This window comes from Halorussus ruber (assembly GCF_004765785.1).
Lineage (GTDB): Archaea > Halobacteriota > Halobacteria > Halobacteriales > Haladaptataceae > Halorussus > Halorussus ruber.
In genome coordinates, this window is sequence record NZ_SBIT01000007.1 from 22,668 (window position 1) to 40,778 (window position 18,111).

Annotated in this window: 17 protein-coding genes; 6 read left to right on the forward strand and 11 right to left on the reverse strand. The window is 65.1% G+C overall.

Annotated elements, in window-relative coordinates:
- Positions 1-31: 31 nt before the first annotated feature.
- From EPL01_RS11420 to EPL01_RS11435, 4 genes are all read left to right on the forward strand, one after another.
- Positions 32-613 (forward strand): GNAT family N-acetyltransferase, encoded by a 582-nt coding sequence (locus tag EPL01_RS11420; RefSeq protein ID WP_135825403.1) that lies wholly within the window; start codon positions 32-34, stop codon positions 611-613.
- A 262-nt stretch (positions 614-875) separates the two neighbouring features.
- A complete protein-coding gene (locus EPL01_RS11425) occupies positions 876-1,805 on the forward strand; it encodes a rhomboid family intramembrane serine protease (RefSeq protein WP_135825404.1) in 930 nt (309 codons plus the stop codon).
- 31 nt (positions 1,806-1,836) lie between these two features.
- On the forward strand, positions 1,837-2,673 hold the full coding sequence (locus EPL01_RS11430; protein WP_135825405.1) for an endonuclease V: 837 nt from the start codon (positions 1,837-1,839) through the stop codon (positions 2,671-2,673).
- Between the two features lie 105 nt (positions 2,674-2,778).
- Complete coding sequence (locus EPL01_RS11435; protein WP_135825406.1) at positions 2,779-4,788, forward strand: AMP-binding protein; 2,010 nt, start codon at positions 2,779-2,781, stop codon at positions 4,786-4,788.
- A gap of 46 nt (positions 4,789-4,834) precedes the next feature.
- Here EPL01_RS11435 and EPL01_RS11440 read toward each other — a convergent pair whose 3' ends face one another.
- The 9 genes from EPL01_RS11440 to EPL01_RS11480 all read right to left on the reverse strand — a co-directional run bounded on the left by EPL01_RS11440 (position 4,835) and on the right by EPL01_RS11480 (position 14,047).
- A complete protein-coding gene (locus tag EPL01_RS11440; protein WP_135825407.1) occupies positions 4,835-5,263 on the reverse strand; it encodes an Ig-like domain-containing protein in 429 nt (142 codons plus the stop codon).
- The gene (locus EPL01_RS11445; protein ID WP_135825408.1) at positions 5,260-5,847 is read right to left on the reverse strand and encodes a GNAT family N-acetyltransferase; all 588 of its coding nucleotides are present in this window, start codon (positions 5,845-5,847) and stop codon (positions 5,260-5,262) included. The genes EPL01_RS11440 and EPL01_RS11445 overlap by 4 nt, the downstream gene beginning before the upstream one ends.
- A gap of 383 nt (positions 5,848-6,230) precedes the next feature.
- Complete coding sequence (locus EPL01_RS11450; protein ID WP_135825409.1) at positions 6,231-6,968, reverse strand: long-chain fatty acid--CoA ligase; 738 nt, start codon at positions 6,966-6,968, stop codon at positions 6,231-6,233.
- Between the two features lie 110 nt (positions 6,969-7,078).
- Positions 7,079-7,972 (reverse strand): hypothetical protein, encoded by an 894-nt coding sequence (locus EPL01_RS11455; RefSeq protein WP_135825410.1) that lies wholly within the window; start codon positions 7,970-7,972, stop codon positions 7,079-7,081.
- Between the two features lie 42 nt (positions 7,973-8,014).
- Positions 8,015-9,013, reverse strand: coding sequence for a CPBP family intramembrane glutamic endopeptidase (locus tag EPL01_RS11460; RefSeq protein ID WP_246045683.1), 999 nt, complete (start codon positions 9,011-9,013; stop codon positions 8,015-8,017).
- Between the two features lie 112 nt (positions 9,014-9,125).
- A complete protein-coding gene (dnaJ, locus tag EPL01_RS11465) occupies positions 9,126-10,298 on the reverse strand; it encodes a molecular chaperone DnaJ (RefSeq protein WP_135825411.1) in 1,173 nt (390 codons plus the stop codon).
- A gap of 144 nt (positions 10,299-10,442) precedes the next feature.
- Positions 10,443-12,362: a molecular chaperone DnaK gene (dnaK, locus tag EPL01_RS11470; protein ID WP_135825412.1), complete on the reverse strand. Its 1,920-nt coding sequence runs from the start codon at positions 12,360-12,362 to the stop codon at positions 10,443-10,445.
- A 519-nt stretch (positions 12,363-12,881) separates the two neighbouring features.
- The gene (locus EPL01_RS11475; RefSeq protein WP_135825413.1) at positions 12,882-13,514 is read right to left on the reverse strand and encodes a nucleotide exchange factor GrpE; all 633 of its coding nucleotides are present in this window, start codon (positions 13,512-13,514) and stop codon (positions 12,882-12,884) included.
- A 143-nt stretch (positions 13,515-13,657) separates the two neighbouring features.
- Positions 13,658-14,047 carry an Ig-like domain-containing protein gene (locus EPL01_RS11480; protein ID WP_135825414.1) on the reverse strand — a complete coding sequence of 130 codons (390 nt, stop codon included), beginning with the start codon at positions 14,045-14,047 and terminating at the stop codon, positions 13,658-13,660.
- Between the two features lie 103 nt (positions 14,048-14,150).
- Between EPL01_RS11480 and EPL01_RS11485 the strand changes: the two genes are divergently transcribed.
- A complete protein-coding gene (locus EPL01_RS11485) occupies positions 14,151-15,176 on the forward strand; it encodes a twin-arginine translocation signal domain-containing protein (protein ID WP_135825415.1) in 1,026 nt (341 codons plus the stop codon).
- Positions 15,177-15,191: 15 nt separating this feature from the next.
- On the opposite strand, the gene EPL01_RS11490 is transcribed toward EPL01_RS11485, so the two are convergent.
- Positions 15,192-15,653 (reverse strand): luciferase domain-containing protein, encoded by a 462-nt coding sequence (locus tag EPL01_RS11490; RefSeq protein WP_135825416.1) that lies wholly within the window; start codon positions 15,651-15,653, stop codon positions 15,192-15,194.
- Positions 15,654-16,286: 633 nt separating this feature from the next.
- On the opposite strand from EPL01_RS11490, the gene EPL01_RS11495 reads away from it, so the two are divergent.
- A complete protein-coding gene (locus EPL01_RS11495) occupies positions 16,287-17,630 on the forward strand; it encodes a DEAD/DEAH box helicase family protein (RefSeq protein ID WP_135825417.1) in 1,344 nt (447 codons plus the stop codon).
- A gap of 15 nt (positions 17,631-17,645) precedes the next feature.
- Here EPL01_RS11495 and EPL01_RS11500 read toward each other — a convergent pair whose 3' ends face one another.
- Positions 17,646-18,077 (reverse strand): hypothetical protein, encoded by a 432-nt coding sequence (locus EPL01_RS11500; RefSeq protein ID WP_135825418.1) that lies wholly within the window; start codon positions 18,075-18,077, stop codon positions 17,646-17,648.
- Between the last annotated feature and the right edge of the window lie 34 nt (positions 18,078-18,111).

Consider the following 18,111-nt stretch of genomic DNA (forward strand, 5'->3'; position numbering starts at 1 on the left):
TTTTAAGCGACCGGCGCGAGTCGGTCCCGATATGACAACCGACGGCGTTTCTGTCGTCAGAACCGGCCTGAACGGCCACGAACCGGAGTTACGCAATCTCCTCGTCGAGTACTACGAGTTCGCCGACGAGTTGGCGGTCGAGCATTTCGACGCGCTCGACGGACTCGACGCGGCGGAGGCCGCCCAGTCGGACCTCGACCGACTCGCCGACGCGAAAATCGGCGACCCGCTGTTTCTGGCGCTCGAAGAGAGCCGAACCGGCAAAGAGGGCCAAAACAGCGACGAGAGCCGAAACAGCGACGAGGACCGAATCGTCGGCACCGTCCAGTTGAAGCGACTGGACGAGACGACCGCCGAGGTCAAGCGCCTCTACGTCGTCCCGTCGCGGCAGGGCGAGGGCCTCGGTCGGCGACTGATGGAGCGGGTCCTCGACGGGGCGCGAGCGGACGGATTCGAGACGCTGCTCCTCGGCGTGGGACCGTATCTGGAGGCGGCGCGGGCGCTCTACGAGGACCTCGGCTTCGAGTACATCCCGCCCTACGACCAGAGCCAAGCGCCGCCGGAAATCCGCGACGAGTGGAAGTTCATGGAGTACTCGCTGGACGATAGCTGAGAGCGCAGGGAATTGTTCTGTTGTCGTAAACGTATATCTATATTTCTTTACCGATTTAAAAGATGTCTCTGACTGTCCGCGCGCTCGCGGCGCGCCGCGAGCGCGCTGGCCGCGGCGACGCGGCCCGAGTGGAACCTTCGGGAGAACTCACGGGAGCGTTCATGAGTCGCTCTGCCGACAGATACGGTTCCGGGTTCCGTCACCGCGGAGCGGCCGCCAAGGACCCAAATCCCTTTCAGGTCCGGACCCCAAGGAACCGACAATGGCGCAGTGCGACGAGTGTGGCGAACACGAGAACATGCCGTACAACTGCCGACGTTGCGGCGGCACTTACTGCTCGTCCCACCGACTCCCCGAAAGTCACGACTGCCCGGGACTCAACCAGTGGAACGACCCGGACGGCGTGTTCGACAGCGGCTTCGACGACAACGTGGACCAGAGCGGCGGCTCCGGCGGCATCGCCAGCTCGCTCGGCGTGAACACCGGCGCGGGCGGTCCGCTGGGCTACTTCCGCGGGAACATGACCTACGTGTTCCTCGGCCTGATGTGGCTGACCTTCCTCGCGGAGGTGATAGTCCTGCACGTCCTCCAGAACGCCCAGCTCTTCCAGATGCTGTTCGTCCTCGAAGCCAGCAACGTCGAGTACGTCTGGACGTGGGTCACGTCGGTGTTCTCCCACAGTCCGTTCGGCTTCTTCCACATCGCCGGTAACAGCATCGCGCTGTACTTCTTCGGCCCGCCGGTCGAGCGATACATCGGCTCGAAGAAGTTCGCCGCCCTGTTCGTCGTGAGCGGGATGGTGGCGGGCCTGAGCCAAATCGGGACCGCGATGGCGCTGGGCACCGCTGGCGGCGGCGTCCTCGGCGCGAGCGGTGCCGTGATGGCCATCATGGGCGTGCTGACCATCCTGAACCCGAACCTCCGGGTGATGCTCATCTTCCCGCCGATTCCGATGCCCATCTGGGTGCTGACCGGCGGCTACGCCCTGCTGTCGGTTATCGGCGGCCTCGGCCCGGTCTCGGGCGGTATCGCCCACTTCGCGCACCTCTCGGGCCTCCTCATCGGCTTCGCCTACGGCAAGCACGTCAAGGGCAAACGCCGCGCCCCCCAGCAACTCGGCTCCGGCGGCGGGTTCGGCGGCCGCGGGCCGGGCGGTCCCGGTGGCCCGGGTGGTCCGGGCGGACGATTCTAATTCCTCGCGCTCTTCTTCCCTTCCATCGACAATGACACCAGTCCATCCGGAGTTCGCGCCCGACCCCGCGCTCTCTCGCGCGGAGATGGAACAGTTGCAACTCGACCTCGCCGAGGAGGCCCGTTTCGAGGACGACTTCGCGTTCGACCCCCGAGCGATTGGTGGCTCCTCCGGCGGAACCCAGACCACGCTCGGCGAGGAGGCCAATCTCGGCGAAGACACCGATTCCGAACCCGGAGACGCCGAACCCCCAGTCGTCGCTGGCGTGGACCAAGCGTTCACCGCCGACGGCGAGAAGGCAGTCAGCGCCATCGTCGCCACGCGCGGCGACGAGGTAGTAGAGCGCGTTCACGCCGTCGAACCGACCGACATCCCCTACATTCCGGGCCTGCTCTCCTTCCGCGAGGGCGGGGCCATCCTCTCGGCCTTCGAGGCACTCTCGGTCGAGCCGGACCTCGCGGTCGTGGACGGGAGCGGGCGCATCCACTTCCGGCAGGCGGGCATCGCCACCCATATCGGCGTCATGCTCGACGTGCCCGCAATCGGCGTCGCCAAGAACCTGCTCTGCGGTCGGCCCCGCGAGTCGCTCGCCGACCCCCTGCCCGAAGGCGGGCGGGTCGCCATCGAGGCCGACGACAGCGTGACCGCGCCGGAGGGCACCGTCATCGGCTACGCCTACCAGTCCCGCCAGTACGACAACCCACAGATCCGCCACGTCAACCCCCTCTACGTGAGTCCGGGCCACCGCGTCGGTGCCGAGACCACGACTGACCTCGTGGGCCTCCTCTGCGCTGGCTACAAGCTTCCGGAACCCACCCGCCGGGCCGACAGCTACGCCGACCAAGTCAAGGCCGAAGTCGGGGATTGAGCCTCCGACAGGAAGGCCGAGGACGGACGGAGACTCAGTCCGCGAACAGGTCGTTGAGCAAATTACTTGGCAGACCCCGCCAATTTTTGCGAACAGGAGGACATCATGGATACACTCGAAGACGTAGACGAGGTCGTTCACGAGCCGACCGAGGAGTTCGTGGAATCGACCAACGTCTACCAGTTCATGCAGGAACACGACATCGAGGACTACGACGAGTTAATCGAGCGCACCACCTCGGAGGTCGAAGGCGTCGAGGCGTCCGGCGTCGAGTGGTTCTGGGACGAACTCGTGGACTACCTCGGCATCGACTTCTACGAGGACTACGACAGTATCCGAGATAACAGCGACGGACCCCAGTTCTCGGAGTGGTACGAGGGCGGCGAGTTGAACATCGCCCACAACGTCGTGGACCGCCACGCGGAACCCGACAGCGAGACCCGCAACAAGGTCGCCACCATCTGGGAGGGCGAGGACGGCGAGGTCCGAGAAATCACCTACCACGAACTCGCGCGCCAGTCCAACAAGGTCGCCAACGCACTCGAAGAGCGCGGCGTCGAGGCGGGCGACTCGGTCGGTCTCTACATGCCGATGGTGCCGGAGGTCGTCTCCATCCTCTACGGCGCGTTCAAGGTCGGCGCAATCGTCGTACCCATCTTCTCCGGGTTCGGCGTGGACGCGACCGCGACCCGAATCGAGGACCCCGAGTGCGAGGTGCTGTTCACGGCCGATGGCTTCTATCGGCGGGGCGACGAGGTCCTGCTGAAGGACGCCGCCGACGAGGCCATCGACCAAGCGGGCCACGTCGAACACACCATCGTCTACGAGCGACTCGGCCACATCTCCAGCGACGAGGTGTCGATGAAGTGGCGGAGCCGAGACGAGTCGTGGGACGAGGCGGTCGAGACCCAGTCCGACGAGTACGACACCAAGTCGATGGATTCCAGCGACGAGTCGATGCTGCTGTACTCGTCGGGGACCACCGGCAAGCCCAAGGGCATCGTCCACACCCACGCCGGAGCCTTGATGCAGGCCGCCAAGGAGATTTACTTCGGCTTCGACCACAAGCCCAGCGACCGCTTCTTCTGGGTCAGCGACATCGGGTGGATGATGGGGCCGTGGACGCTCATCGGCAACCACGCCTTCGGCGGCACTATCTTCATGTACGAAGGTGCGCCCGACCACCCCGAACCCGACCGCTTCTGGGAGATGATAGACCGCCACGGCATCTCGACGTTCGGCATCTCGCCGACCGCGATTCGCGCCCTCCGGAAGTACGGCGACGAGTACGTCGAGAAACACGACCTCTCGACCCTGCGCCTGCTGGGTTCGACCGGCGAACCGTGGGACCCCGAGAGCTGGATGTGGTTCTACGAGAAGGTCGGCGGAAGCGAGGCACCAATCATCAACATCTCCGGCGGGACCGAAATCATGGGTTGCTTCCTCATGCCGATGCCAACCCAGTCGCTCAAGCCCTGCACCCTCGGCGGGCCGGGACTCGGCATGGACATCGACATCGTGAACTCCCAGGGCGAGTCCATCGCCGACACCCACGAGCGGGGCTTCCTCGTGGCCCGCGACTCCTGTCCCTCGATGACCAAATCGCTCTGGTCGGGCGACGAGCGCTATCTGGACGAGTACTGGTCGTCCTTCGAGGACCCGCCGCTGTGGGACCACGGCGACTGGGCGCAGAAGGACGCCGAGGGCTTCTGGTTCCTCCACGGCCGGGCCGACGACGCCATCAACGTGGCGGGCCGGAAGGTCGGTCCCGCCGAGGTCGAGGGCGCGCTCATCGACCACGAGGCCGTGAATCAGGCCGCCGCGGTCGGCGTGCCCGACGACACCACCGGGCAGGCCGTGGTGAGCTACGTCATCCTCGAAGACGGCTTCGAGGTCAGCGACTCGCTCCGCGAGGAGTTGCGCGAGCAGGTCGGCGAGGAACTCGGCAAGCCCTTCAAGCCCCGCGAGGTCCTGTTCGTCTCCGAGTTCCCCAAGACCCAGTCGGGCAAAATCATCCGGCGGGCCATCGAGGCGACCTACACGGGCGAGGACCTCGGGGACATGTCCTCCATCGAGAATCCCGAGGCGCTCGACAAGTTGGAGAACGCCGAGTAATCCGATTGTCTGGCTCTTCTTCTTCCTCTCTTTCGCTCTTTCTCGCTCAGGTGCATCCTCTCCAGACATCTGCCGTCGCGTTCGATTCGACCTGAACGATTGTCGCACATCGCCGGTCGGGTCCGACTATCTCGAACGATTCGGGTTCGCGGCCGTCTACTGCGACGAGGAGTCTGTACGTCTCGTCGCGCTCGGTCGTCTCGGCGAACGAGCGGCGTTCGTCGGGCGTGAGCGTCACGTTCGCCTCGAAGGCCGCAGATTCGCCGGACCCGTTCGCCGGGAAGACGGCGACCCGAACGGTACGATTCGCGTCGTCCTCGTTCGAGACGAGGAGGTCGTCTATCGGCGGCGGAGTGCGAGTGACATCGAGGACTCCGAACGCCACGACGCCGCCGACGACACCGACAGCGAGAGCGAGCGTTCCGAGTCCCGCGAACCGGAGCGTCGAACCTTTCCAGAACGCTCGGTCGGTCATCGCTCGTCCGCTCGTCTCTCCTCGACCCACTCCTCGCGGAGGAGGCCGTAGACGTACTCGTCGCGGTACTCGCCCTCCACGAACCGGTTCTCTCGGAGTTCGCCCTCGCGGGTGAACCCGAGGCGGTCGAGCAGGGCCTGCGAGGCGTCGTTGTGCGAGAAGACGCGGGCCTCGACGCCGCGGGCGTCGTGAGTGTCGAAGACGTGGTCGAGCAGGAGCGACAGGGCCTCGGTGGCGTACCCCTCGCCGTGGTAGTCGGGGAAGAGCCAGTATGCGACCTCGGGGCGAGTCAGGTGGATGTCCTTGGCGGTCACCACGCCGATTGGCGTCGGGTCGGCGTCTGAATCCTCGGGGTCCGAATCCTCGTCGTCGGACTCCAGACAGGCCAGCAGACCGACGCCCTCGTCGGTCTCGAACCACTCCTCGATGGTCTCCTCGACCTGCGTGGCGTTCGTGGGGTCGGCCAGACCGAGAGGACCGCGGACGACCGGGTGGTTGCGACCGCGCTGGAGGAACTCGGTGTCCTCGCGCTCGATTGTGTAGAGGGCGACGCGCTCGCCGCGAGAGAAGGCTACGCCGGGCATACGCTTAGCGACGGACGGTCGAATTAAAGCGATTTCCCTCTGGTTCGATTACAGGACGTCGGAGATGCGATGGCGGGCGGAAACGCCACCGAGCGACGGCCTGCCGACTAACCGACTGCAGACGCTCGGCCAAATAACCGACGGGTGGGATGAAGGGGCCGCCCGGTCGCGCAACGCTTGGTCGCTGGTCGGCCCCTATCCGAGGTCGGGTTGTGCGGAGAGACCGAGGATATGCCGACCAGCGACCGCCGGGAGACAAACCGCGTCTCCCGAGGTCACGTTCGCTTCGCTCACGTGACCGCGACCGGGCGGGGGCTTCGAGAAACGTTCACCACGACAGTTCGACGGTTCACTCTGTCTGGACCAGCAATACCCTCACGCCCTCAAATCACCGCAGACGCCTCGACAGTCTCCGACTCCGGAACTCCTCCGTCCGAATCTCCGGACCCCGCCACGACCCCGAAATCACCGACCGAATCCTCGTCCGGAAGCAGAATCGCCGCGCCAGCGAGGAGCGGCGCAACGATTCCGGCGACCACGGTACCGGGGTCCGCGAGCGGCGCGCGGACCGCCACCTCGTCGCCCGGTTCGAGCCCCCAGTCGTCGGCGACCTCGCGCGCGGCGGAGAGCAAGTCGGCGTGGGAAAATTCAGCTTCTCCAGCGACCAGCGCGACCGTCCCGGGGTCGATGGGCGTCTCGGGGAAGGAGGGGTTCTCGCTCCACACGTCGCGCTCGAAGTGGGCGACCGCGGGGTCGTCGGGCGGGCCGCCGTAGCCGACGCGCTGGGTGCCCGGCGGGACCTCGTAGTCGCCGATTTCGTCGGCGGGCGCGACCGCGATGCGGGCGTCGAGGTCCTCGGCGGCGGGGTCGGGCAGGCCGAACCGGGTCCGCGCGCCCAGCAGGGCCGCCCCGAAGAAGGAGAAGACGACCTCGGGTTCGGGGTCGTCGGCGACCGCGACGGTGGCCTCGTCGTGGACTCCTCGCCGCCGCCAGAAGTTGCCGGTCTTCCACGCCGTCGTGCAGAACCGGTGGTAGTCGTAGGTCCGGTTCTCGCCGGGCGCGAGCAGTGCGGACTCCTCCGAGCGCCGACTCCGGGCCACGAGGTCGCCGAGTGCGTCCATGCGCGGGGGTTAGGAAGGCGTCGGAAAAGTCGCGTCGGTTCGGCGCTCAGAAACAGGTTTAGGTGTGCTTAAAATATCCCTACAATTTCTAAAGCAATCAAAATATTTCTCTACTGCTCGCGCGGCAGGTACTCGCCGAGCGCCGCGGCGATTTCTTCCGGGTCCGCTACCTCCTCGACTTCGACGGGGTTCCGGCGCACGTCGAGGAGGCCCCACGCCGACCACCCCGAGCGCCGGACCACGATGGCCTCGTCGGTCACGTCGTAGCTCTCGAAGGCCGACCACGGCCGGACGGTCCGCTGGACCGCGTTGCCGACCAGCAGGCCCGCGTCTGTCACGGCCACCCGGCGCTCGGTGGTCGTGCCGAACAGCCCGCTGGCCATCGGCGCGACCAGTTGGAAGAACCACCGGAGCGGGGCGAACTCGACGGCCAGCGAGACGCCGAAGCCGACGACGCTCACCGCGAGGAGTCCCGCGGCCGCTCGCTTGAGGAGGCGGGCGTCGCGCTCCGGGGCCGGGGCGCTGAACCGGACCAGCGTCTCGGCGTCGGCCAGCACGGCGTCGGCGTAGCGGTTCCGCGCGGCGACGGCGAGGCCGACGCTCGAAATCGTCCCCGCCACCACGCCGACGACCGCGACGCCCGCAATCGGTCCCGTGACGGCCGCTCCCCGAGCGACCCCCGCGGCGACCAGTCCACCGAGGTAGCCGAACGGGAGCGCCATCGCGGCCCAAATCCAGCGCGAACTGCCGAGTCGGACCGCCAGCGACCGGTGGCGGGCGAGCAAGCCGACGCCTCCCACCGCGGCGACTGCGGTCCCGAGGAGGACGAAAAAGAGCGCGCCGGGGTCGGTGGTTCCGCCGAGCGCGACCGCGATTGCGACCGTCGGTGCCGCGACGGCCGCCGCGTAGAGGCCCGCGACGAAGCCGAAGAAGCCGTCGGTCCCGCTGGCATCGTCCGCGTTGCCGCGACCGCCTGCGCTGTCCGGAAGCGAGTCGTCGGCCATCCCTACTCGGAAGCTTACCTATCGAATCGCAAAAAGGTTGTCTCAGGCCCACTCGATGTCCAAGCCCTCGTGGACCACGAACTCCAGCGCGTTGACCAGATAGTGGGCGACGACCACGACCAGCAGGCTCCCCGTGAGGACGAACGCCGCGGCCAGCGCGAACCCCAGCAGGCCCGTCACCGCGACGCCGCCCGGCCCCTGCGCGCCGTGGCCGATGGCGAACGCGACGGTCGAGAACACCGCCAGAATCCACGGCGAGACGCCGAATCCGGCCGCGAACACGCCGACCAGCGCGGCCCGGAAGAGCAACTCCTCGAACCCGGCGATGACCGGGAGGACGACCCCGAGGAGAATCGCCCACCCGGCGAGCGAGTCGGGAGCGAGCGCCTCGCGCAGGCCCTCCGAGTAGTCCACGCCCGCCACGTCGGCGACTTTCGCGGAGAGTTCGTTGGCGACGTAGAGCGCGACGCCGAAGGCGACGCCGACCGCGACCGCCGGGAGGCCGAGGCTCCACGGGTCGGCGGGGTTCACGCCGAGCGCGACCGGCGGGATGCCCGCAATCCACACCGCGCCGAGGAGGGCCACGCCGAAGACGCCCTGACTGAACGCCACGTTCGCCAGCAAGGCCCCCGTCGAGAAGTCGAGTTCGCCCTGCTCGCGCCGGTCCGGCGTCTCGTCTCGCGCTCGTCGGGCCTGCTCCTCGGCCTCGTTTTCGCCCCACGGGCCGTCGCCCTCGTCGCTCCACCGGTTGCTCTCGTCACTCTCGTCGGGCCACGGATTGCCCCCGCTCTCGTCCAGAACGCGGCGCTCGTGGCGGCCCGTTCCGGTGTCGGTGTGTCGCTCGATTCGGGCCGCGCCGGTCGCGGGAATCTGGGACTCGCTCGCGCCCCACTCGCTTTCGTCTCCGGTACCAGCCTCGTCCTCGTCCCGGTCGTCTGACTCCTCGAACATCGCCTGGGAGGCCCGAGCGAGCATGACGAGCAGGCCGAGGACGAGCATCGTGACGGCGGCGAACGACTCGTATTGGGGCGCTGGCGGCATCGATTCGAAGTAGGAACCCCGCGGGCAAAAAGTTCGTCTCCCCGGCCTCGATTCCCGCGACGCTACCGAACTCCGCGACGATTCGCTCGGGTAAAACGGTGGGAGCGTGGTCTCAAAAGCTGTTCTTAATCTTCTCGAAGAAGCCCTCGTCGACGCTGACCTCCTCGCCGCCCGCCTCGGCGAACTGCTGGAGGGCTTCCTTCTGCTCGTCGTTGAGGTTCTCGGGCGTGACGACCTGCACTTTCACGTAGAGGTCGCCGTGACCGCGCCGCCGGAGGCGAGGCATCCCCTTGTCCTTCAGGCGGAAGGTCTCGCCGCTCTGGGTGCCCGCGGGCACGTCCATCTCGACGCTCCCGTCTATCGTCGGAATCTCGATGGTGTCGCCGAAGGTGGCCTGCGGGAAGGAGATGGGTTCCTGTCGCCGGAGGTCGTCGCCGTCGCGCTCGAAGTCCGGGTGGTCCTCGATTTCGACTTCGATGAGGAGGTCGCCGTTCGGGCCGCCGTTCTCGCCGGGCGCGCCCTCGCGCTCCATCTGGAGGGTCTGGCCCGACTGGATGCCCGCCGGGACCTCGACCGAGAGAGTGGCCTCCTTGCGGACCGTGCCGTCGCCGCCGCAGGTCGAACACGTCTCGGCGTAGATTTCGCCCTCGCCGCCACAGCGTCGGCAGGTCTGGGTCTGCTGGACGCGACCGAGCGGGGTCTGCTGGACCTGCGTGACCTGCCCGCGACCGTTACACTCCTCGCAGGTGTGGGAATCGGTGCCCGGCGGGTGGCCCTCGCCGTCGCAGTCGTCGCAGGTCTCGGGTCGGCGGACGCTGACCTGCTTCTGGACGCCCTCGTAGGCGTCTTCGAGGTCGATGGTCAGGCGCGTCCGGAGGTCTTGGCCCTTCTGCGGGCGGTTGGACTGGCGACCGCCGCCACCGCCGCCGAAGAACTGCTCGAAGATGTCGCCCATGCCGCCGCCCATGTTGCCGCCGCCCGTGCCGCCGCCGAAGGGACCGCCGCCCATGCCCCCGGCACCGCCAGCGCCGCGACCGCCGTCGAAGCCGCCGCGCTTCTCGGCCTGCTCGAAGCGCTCGTGGCCCATCTGGTCGTAGGCTTGGCGCTTCTCGTCGTCGGTCAGCACTTCCTTGGCCTTCTTTACCTTCTTGAACTTCTCCTCGGCGTTCGGGTCGTCGCTCACGTCGGGGTGGTACTCGGTCGCCTTCTCGCGGTAGGCGTCCTTGATCTCCTCTTCGTCGGCGTCCCTGCTCACGCCGAGCACGTCGTAGAAGTCCTCGCTCATTCGTTGTGAGTCGATAAAAGACGGAGTTACTTCAAGGGTCCGTTGCTGTGACGAGCCGATTTCGGACGGTCGAGGAGCGTACTCGTCGTCCTCGTCGTCAACACCGTCAGAGGCAAGCTCTGACGAGCAGACGACTCGTCGTCGCTATTGCTCTTCCTCGTCGTCAACGTCTTCGAAGTCGGCGTCTACGTACTCGTCGCCGTCGCCGCCAGCGCCGCCCGGTCCGGCCTGACCGCCCATGCCGCCGGGGCCAGCGCCCGCCGCGCCGCCGGGTCCTGCGCCAGCGCCGCCCGGTCCGGCACCGCCAGCACCGGCTTGGGCCTGCTGCTGGTACATCTGCTTGCCGATTTCCTGAAGCTCCTCCGAGAGCGCCTCGGTGGCTTCCTCGAGTTTCTCCTTCGAAGCGTCCTCGTCTTCGAGGACCTCCTTGACTGTCTCGATTTCGACCTCGATGTCGTTGCGGAGGTCGTCGTCGATGTTCTCCTCGTTCTCGTCCAGCAGGGTCTCGGCGCGCTGGACCGCGCTCTCGGCCTCGTTGCGGGCCTCGATGCGCTCGCGGCGCTTCTGGTCTTCTTCCTGGTGCTTCTCTGCCTCTTCCTGCATCTCCTCGATCTGCTCGTCCGAGAGACCAGCGCCGCCCTCGATGGTAATCTCTTCCTGATTACCGGAGCCTTGGTCCTCGGCGGAGACGTTGACGATGCCGTTCTCGTCGATGTTGAACGAGACCTCGATTTGCGGGGTTCCGGCCGGGGCGGGCGGGATGCCCGTCAGCTGGAACTCGCCGAGGAGTTCGTTCTCCTCGGCGATTTCGCGCTCGCCCTGGAAGACACGGACCTGCACCGAGGTCTGGTTGTCCGCCGCGGTGGTGAACACCTTCGACTCCTCGGTCGGGATGGTGGTGTTCTTGTCGATGAGGCGCTCGAAGAGGCCGCCCTTGACCTCGATACCGAGCGAGAGGGGCGTCACGTCGAGCAGGACGATGTCGTCCACGTCGCCCGAGAGGACGCCGCCCTGAATCGCCGCGCCGAGCGCGACCGCCTCGTCGGGGTTGACGTTCTTCTTCGGCTCCTGGCCGGTCATCTCCTCGACCTTCTCCTGTACTTGGGGCATCCGAGTCGAGCCACCCACGAGGATGACCTCGTCGATGTCGCTCTTCGAGTAGCCCGCGTCTTCGAGCGCCTGCTCGGTCGGGCCGACGGTGCGCTCGATGAGGTCGGAGGTCAGACTCTCGAACTTCGCGCGAGTCAGGCTGTCTTCGAGGTGGACCGGCCCCTCGTCGGTCGCCGTGATGAACGGGAGGTTGATGTCGGTCTCCTTGCGCGAGGAGAGTTCGATTTTGGCCTCCTCCGCGGCGTCCTTCAGGCGCTGGAGGGCCTGTCGGTCCTCGCGGAGGTCGATGCCGTGGTCGTTCTCGAACTCGTCGGCCAGGTAGTCGATGATGGCCTCGTCCCAGTCGTCGCCCCCGAGGTCGTTGTCACCGTTCGTGGCGACGACCTCGTAGACGCCGCCACCCAAATCGAGGATGGAGACGTCGAAGGTGCCACCGCCGAGGTCGTACACGAGGACGGTCTGGTCGGACTCGTCGTCCAGCCCGTAGGCCATCGAGGCCGCGGTCGGCTCGTTGACGATGCGCTCGACCTCGAAGCCAGCGATTTCCCCGGCGTCCTTGGTCGCCTGGCGCTGTTTGTCGTTGAAGTAGGCGGGGACCGTGATGACCGCCTTCTCGATGTCGTCACCGAGATACTCCTCTGCGTCTCGCTTGATCTTCTGGAGGATCATCGCCGAGATTTGCTCGGGCGTGTACTCCTCGTCGTCGATTTCGACGGTGTAGTCGTCCTCGCCCATGTGGCGCTTGATGGACTGAATCGTGTGGTCGGGGTTCTGGACCGCCTGATTCTTGGCGGGTTTCCCGACGAGACGCTCACCGTCGTCGAAGGCGACGACCGAGGGCGTGGTGCGGTCGCCCTCGCTGTTGACGATAATCTCCGGGTCGCCGCCCTCCATGACCGCGAACGCGCTGTTCGTGGTGCCGAGGTCGATGCCCAGAATCTTGTTGCTCGCCATCTTGTTCGATACGTTGCGGGTTCTGCCGTTTAAGCCTTGCTAGTCTCGGCGTACAGGCTCGCAGAACAATCCTCTCGCTGTCTTGCGGTTTTGGAAATGTCCTGTGCCCGTGAATGACATACTTATATATCGGACCGCAATTCTACCGGTTCTCGACCGGTCGAAATAATCTGCAGAATTCAGACACGAATCGGTTCTGCTCGGCGACTCGTCTGCCGGCGAACGCTCAACTACAGAGTCCACTGGCGGACGCTCGACCAACAGACCGCCAGTTTGGGTGGACTGAAAGGGGCACGCGCTCGCGTTCATTTTAGTTGTCTCAGACAGGCACTATTTCGCGGTAGTCGTCTCAGACAGGCACTATTTCGCGGGCGCAAAACTGCGCCCGCGAAATATCCTGCTGAGCGACCGCGAGCGTGTGGGGGCTTTCTAAACCGACTCTGCCGACTTCTCCGTTACTGCTCAGCAAGGTAGTCGAAGCCTTCTAAGCTCGAAACCCAAAAATCGACTCAAACGGTTTTACTCCTCGCCGTCGCTGACGGTCACCTGCGCGGCCCGGAGGACCTTCTCGCCCATCTCGTAGCCGGGTTGGTACACGTCGGCCACCGTCCCCTCCGGCTGGTCGCTCTCGACTTGCATCATGACCTCGTGGCGCTGGGGGTCGGTCTCGGTGCCGGGTTCGGGCGCTATCTCCTCGACGTTCTCGTCCTCGAAGACATGGTCGAGTTCTTTCAGCGTCATCTCGACGCCCTCCTGCAGGCTCTCGACGTTCTCGTGGTTGTCCTCGACGGCGCGCTTGAGGTTGTCGCGCACGTCGAGCAGGTTCTCCACGAGGTCCTCGGTCGCGCGCTCTTTCATCTGCTCTTGGCGCTTCTTGGCGCGCTTCTTGTAGTTCTGGAAGTCCGCGCGGTTGCGCTTGAGCTTGGATTCGAGGTCCTCGGCGCGCTCCTCGGCCTCCTGCTTGTCGGCCTCCAGTTCCGCGAGGTGTGCTTCGAGGTCCGTGGCGAGTTGGGCGTCCTGCGTTGCGACCTCGGCGACGAGTTGGGTGCTTTCCGGGCCGAGAACGTCCCCGGATTCGTCTTCGACTTCCTCCTCGGCGGCCTCGTTGTCGGCGTCCTTCCGCACCTGCTCGGTAGTCTCCTCGTCGGTCATATGCGGTACAAACGGTTGGGCGCGTTTAAGGATTCAGAAAACGGGCGGGCTAGTGGTCGCACTACCGTCGCACACTGAACAGTGTCTGGTACCCTTGACAGCGTCTGTCGCAACGCATTCCGAGCGGGAGACGAAGACACCAGTCAGCCGCACTCGTAGAACAGTTCGATGGTCTGCTCCGCACTGATTCCGATACCGAGTACGTTCGCGTCCGGTTGACACTCGGTGTCCGATTGATACTCGAGCGTTTCGTCTACCCCACCCTCGACCGCTACGCGTACCGTCGCGGGTTTGCCGGAGAACTCCCGAGACTCGTCCACTTTTTGTGGATCGAGGCGATACTCGTGACGAAAGAGTCGCTCACCTTCCGCGTTCGTGACCGTGACCGTCAGGAGTTGCCTCTCGTCGGTTTCGTTCACTACGAGTACCTCGTGAGTTTGTTCGTTACCGGAATCGAGATACTCGGAGAGACATCCGGATAGGCCAGCAACTCCTACGGTTGCGACGAGAGCCCCAAACGAACGTCGGTTCATAGCCCTCCCTTCCATCAACAGAAAGAAATAACTTCTCCATAACTTATCTTATATAAAAATACGTTAGAAATATATATATTATACTGCTTTGATTGGAAATTGTATGCCAGGAAATAACGGAAGTAATGGCAGAAATAGCAGAAGAGACGTGCTAAAGACCATCGGAGCGGGCGTCGGCGTCGCCGGTATCGGTACCTCGTTGACCGCCGCACGTCACGAACCGAGTCAGTTCAAGAAAGACGTCAGGCGGGCCATAGAAATCCGACGAGAAGCCGACGAGAAAGCTGCGAAGGTGGCCGAAAACATTCGACAGAGTGGAAAGCCGAACGCGAAAGAGCGTGCTCGAAACTATCGCGTTCGGAAGCCAAAACAGGCGTGGGAGACCTATCTTCGTTCCAAGGGTTACGGCGTCGTTCAGCAGACGCAACGCTACGCTTTCGATGACAAGGATAATTCCGACGGGCCGTCGGCCCAAAAGGTCGACAGCGTGGATACGATGGGAATCGACGCCACACTTTCGATGACGACAGATGGATACGAGTATTGCGCAAGTCTGGCCTTCCAGTTGTACTTCTCGATTAACTACGAGTACGACTCCGGGCTAGTCGGCAACTGCTACAATACGAGCTACGGCGAGGATCCGCTGGACACCTGCGGCATGGGCTGGAAGGGAGAGTGCTGGAAGTACAACACCGATAATCTGGCAGAGATGTCCGAATCCTCGGACAACGTCACCTACGAGGACAGCGCCTACTCCCTCAGCGGCTTCGGCTGGGAGGTCGACGACGCCCAGATATTCCAGGACTGGAAAAACGACGGCAACGACTGCAGTTCGTCCCGGTCGGACGAGGAGGGGTACTCGGCACTCGAAGACGCTAACTTGTTCCTCTACGAGGAGGACGACCCCAACTGCAACGGGAACGACGACACCTACATCCTCGGCGTCTACGACCACACCTGGAAGGGGACGTACAACAACTTCTCGGTCGGGGTGTCGTACCCGTACGCCGTCAGCGTCTCCTATTCGCAGACCAGTTCGTTGAAACACGAGAGTACAAAGACCGAGAAGGACGGCGAAACCGCGTTGCAGGTCTCCCGAGACGAGGCGGTGGACGTCGGGAACCTGTAAGGGTCCCCGCCGCGCTCAGGGCGTCGAGTGTAGTCCCCGGCGCTCGAACGCCGCCCGAACCTCCTCGCTAATGTCTAACTCCTCTAACTCCGCCGGAACGTCCACGTTCTCGAACTTCTCGGCTCCCGCGGGCGTCTTCTTCAAGTTGTTGACGTGATAGAGGTACGACAGCCGGAGGAGCCAAATCCCGCGCGCGACGTCGCTTTCGTCTTGGATGAAGAGCGTGGTCCACCCCGACTCCGGGACGACGTGGTGTTCTTCGGTCCTCCCTTCGGCGACGAGCGCGTCGCGCAGGCCCTTCGTGAACGGCACGTCCACGATACCCCAGCGGTGGACGTGGCCCACCTCGCGCGGTCCGAGGGTGAACTCTCGGCCCTCGAAGCGGTGTTCCTCGGTGTTGACGTTCGGCCACGCCGCTACCTCCTCGATGACGCGGTCCACGTGCCGGGCCGCTTCTCGCTTGGTCTGGTCCCCCATGTGTGCATCGGCACAACGCCATCTGGCAACTTAATCTCCGTGCCTAATTTGAAGTAGAATTCCGTCAGAGAACGACCGTTTTAGCGTCGAACTGTGGCGTAGCGGTGGGTTTCGGTTGGCGAGTTTCTGTTTTGGGTGCGAGCGAGCGTTGGTAGAACGGACTTGGGAGCAGAATCGTAGTGATGGACGCTTTTTGAAGCCCTCGCCCAACTGTTCCTGTCTGGATGTGATCGTGACTGCGAACAGTAAGGTGGTGTTGTCTTCTTGAAGCCCCGGTCGATTTTTTCTCGACAGAACGGTGAACCGCAGAACAGACGATATTTTGTTTTTCCTGAAGCCCCGCCCTTCATCCTCCCTGTCGGTTGGCCGGTCGAGCGTTTGCCTGTGGACCGTTGCGTCGGGCGCGCTGGTGGATGAGCCACCGAGCGTTCGCCGGTGGAAAACTCACCGAGCGTCCGCGAGCGCCCGCCGCGGCGGGCGCTCGCTCGCATATCCCTTCGACCATCTTGATGCATTCTTAGGAAATAAAAACAATAACTAAAGAAATTATTTGCTATGTCTGCTCCCCTCCGACCGTCCACCGACCGACGGCAATCCGCTTATGTCGCGCGGGCACCGAGAACCCACTAATCCGTGTCCGACGCGACGCTCACCTTCGAGGAGGGGACCATCCGAGTCGAGGCCGACCCCGATCTCGACCCCCCGTACACCGAGGCCGACGCCCGGTCGAAGACACGCCGAGCGCCCGCCTTCCGGTACGCCGCCCTGCGCGGGTGGTTGGACGACCGAGGACTCTCCGTCGAGGACCGAGTTCTCGACGCGCCCGACCTGCCGAATCTCTCCTCGACCTACGAACTCCGCGAGTACCAGCGGGAGGCCCTCGCGGCGTGGGAGGCGGAAAATCGCCGAGGAGTCCTCGAACTCCCGACCGGGAGCGGCAAGACCGTCATCGGCCTGAAGGCAATCGAGGACCACCAGACTGCGACCATCGTCGTCGTCCCGACCATCGACCTGCTGGAGCAGTGGCGGCGCGAGTTGGAAGCCGAGTTCGGCGTCCCGGTCGGCCAGTTGGGCGGCGGCGAGCAGAACGTCGAGGCGCTGACGGTCTCGACCTACGACTCGGCGTACCTCCGGGCCGACGAACTGGGCGACCGGTTCGGACTGGCAATCTTCGACGAGGTTCACCACCTCGGCGGCGAGGGGTATCGGGACATCGCTCGACTGCTGGCCGCACCGGCCCGGATGGGCCTGACCGCGACGTTCGAGCGCCCCGACGGCGCACACGAAGTCGTCGCCGAGTTGGTGGGCGGGAAAGTCTACGCCATCGACCCCGAGGAACTCGCGGGCGAACACCTCGCGCCCTACGACATCAAGCGCCTCGAAGTCGCGCTGACCGACGACGAGCGCCAGCGCTACGAGGAAGCGAACGAGGTGTTCACGAACTACCTCGCCAAGTCCAACATCCAGATGCGGAGCGGGAGCGACTATCAGGAACTCGTCAAGCGCTCGGGGTCGGACCCCGAGGCCCGCGAGGCGCTGCTGGCCAAACAACGCGCCCGAGAAGTCATGATGAACAGCGAGGCGAAGGTCGAGGCCCTCCAGTCCGTCCTCGCCGACCACCGCGACGACCGGGTCATCGTCTTCACGGCCCACAACGACCTCGTGTATCGCCTCTCGGAGCGATTCCTGCTCCCCGCCGTCACCCACCAGACCCCGACCGCCGAGCGCAGAGAAATCCTGAGTCGGTTCCGCGAGGGCGAGTACTCCCGCATCGTGACCTCGAACGTGCTGGACGAGGGCGTGGACGTGCCCGACGCCAACGTCGCGGTCGTCCTCTCGGGGAGCGGGAGCGAACGCGAGTTCACCCAGCGACTCGGTCGCATCCTCCGCCCGAAAGACGACGGGCGGCCCGCCCTCCTCTACGAGGTCGTCAGCGCCGAGACCGCCGAGGAGCGCGTGGCCGAGCGCAGAAGATAGCCGCCAACCTCACAACTACGCCCGGAGGTCCACTTCCAGCGACCCGTCTTGCTCGAACTGCTCGACGGTGAACTCGAAGGGCACCTCGACGGTTTTGGTCTCGCCCGCGGGCACCGTCACGTCGAGCGATTCGCGGGCCGCGGTGGTGTCGTCGCCGTCGTCCGTGGTTTCGGTCTTCGCGGTCGGCTCCGCCGCGCTCACGGTCACGTAGAGTTTTCCGGAGGCCGAAGAATCGCCCGCGTTCGTCACCGAGACGGTGACCACCAGTGCGCCGTCGTCGCCCTCCTCGTAGTTGAAGGTCTCGACCGACAGCGACGACTCCGCCGATTCGTCCCCGCCGCCACTTCCGCCGTCTCCGCCGCCTCCTCCCGAGCAACCCGCGAGGAGCGCGAGGCCGCCGGTCGCACCGAGGACCGCACACCTCCGGAGCGTGTCACGTCTGCGCATAGCCGAGGGTCCCAGTCCAGCACAATGGGTCTTC

Bases quoted from the DNA above. Each gene is read 5' to 3' on its own strand.
- EPL01_RS11420 (WP_135825403.1), top strand. From the start codon at position 32: ATGACAACCGACGGCGTTTCTGTCGTCAGAACCGGCCTGAACGGCCAC.
- EPL01_RS11425 (WP_135825404.1), top strand. From the start codon at position 876: ATGGCGCAGTGCGACGAGTGTGGCGAACACGAGAACATGCCGTACAAC.
- EPL01_RS11430 (WP_135825405.1), top strand. From the start codon at position 1,837: ATGACACCAGTCCATCCGGAGTTCGCGCCCGACCCCGCGCTCTCTCGC.
- EPL01_RS11435 (WP_135825406.1), top strand. From the start codon at position 2,779: ATGGATACACTCGAAGACGTAGACGAGGTCGTTCACGAGCCGACCGAG.
- EPL01_RS11440 (WP_135825407.1), bottom strand. From the start codon at position 5,263: ATGACCGACCGAGCGTTCTGGAAAGGTTCGACGCTCCGGTTCGCGGGA.
- EPL01_RS11445 (WP_135825408.1), bottom strand. From the start codon at position 5,847: ATGCCCGGCGTAGCCTTCTCTCGCGGCGAGCGCGTCGCCCTCTACACA.
- EPL01_RS11450 (WP_135825409.1), bottom strand. From the start codon at position 6,968: ATGGACGCACTCGGCGACCTCGTGGCCCGGAGTCGGCGCTCGGAGGAG.
- EPL01_RS11455 (WP_135825410.1), bottom strand. From the start codon at position 7,972: ATGGCCGACGACTCGCTTCCGGACAGCGCAGGCGGTCGCGGCAACGCG.
- EPL01_RS11460 (WP_246045683.1), bottom strand. From the start codon at position 9,013: ATGCCGCCAGCGCCCCAATACGAGTCGTTCGCCGCCGTCACGATGCTC.
- dnaJ (WP_135825411.1), bottom strand. From the start codon at position 10,298: ATGAGCGAGGACTTCTACGACGTGCTCGGCGTGAGCAGGGACGCCGAC.
- dnaK (WP_135825412.1), bottom strand. From the start codon at position 12,362: ATGGCGAGCAACAAGATTCTGGGCATCGACCTCGGCACCACGAACAGC.
- EPL01_RS11475 (WP_135825413.1), bottom strand. From the start codon at position 13,514: ATGACCGACGAGGAGACTACCGAGCAGGTGCGGAAGGACGCCGACAAC.
- EPL01_RS11480 (WP_135825414.1), bottom strand. From the start codon at position 14,047: ATGAACCGACGTTCGTTTGGGGCTCTCGTCGCAACCGTAGGAGTTGCT.
- EPL01_RS11485 (WP_135825415.1), top strand. From the start codon at position 14,151: ATGCCAGGAAATAACGGAAGTAATGGCAGAAATAGCAGAAGAGACGTG.
- EPL01_RS11490 (WP_135825416.1), bottom strand. From the start codon at position 15,653: ATGGGGGACCAGACCAAGCGAGAAGCGGCCCGGCACGTGGACCGCGTC.
- EPL01_RS11500 (WP_135825418.1), bottom strand. From the start codon at position 18,077: ATGCGCAGACGTGACACGCTCCGGAGGTGTGCGGTCCTCGGTGCGACC.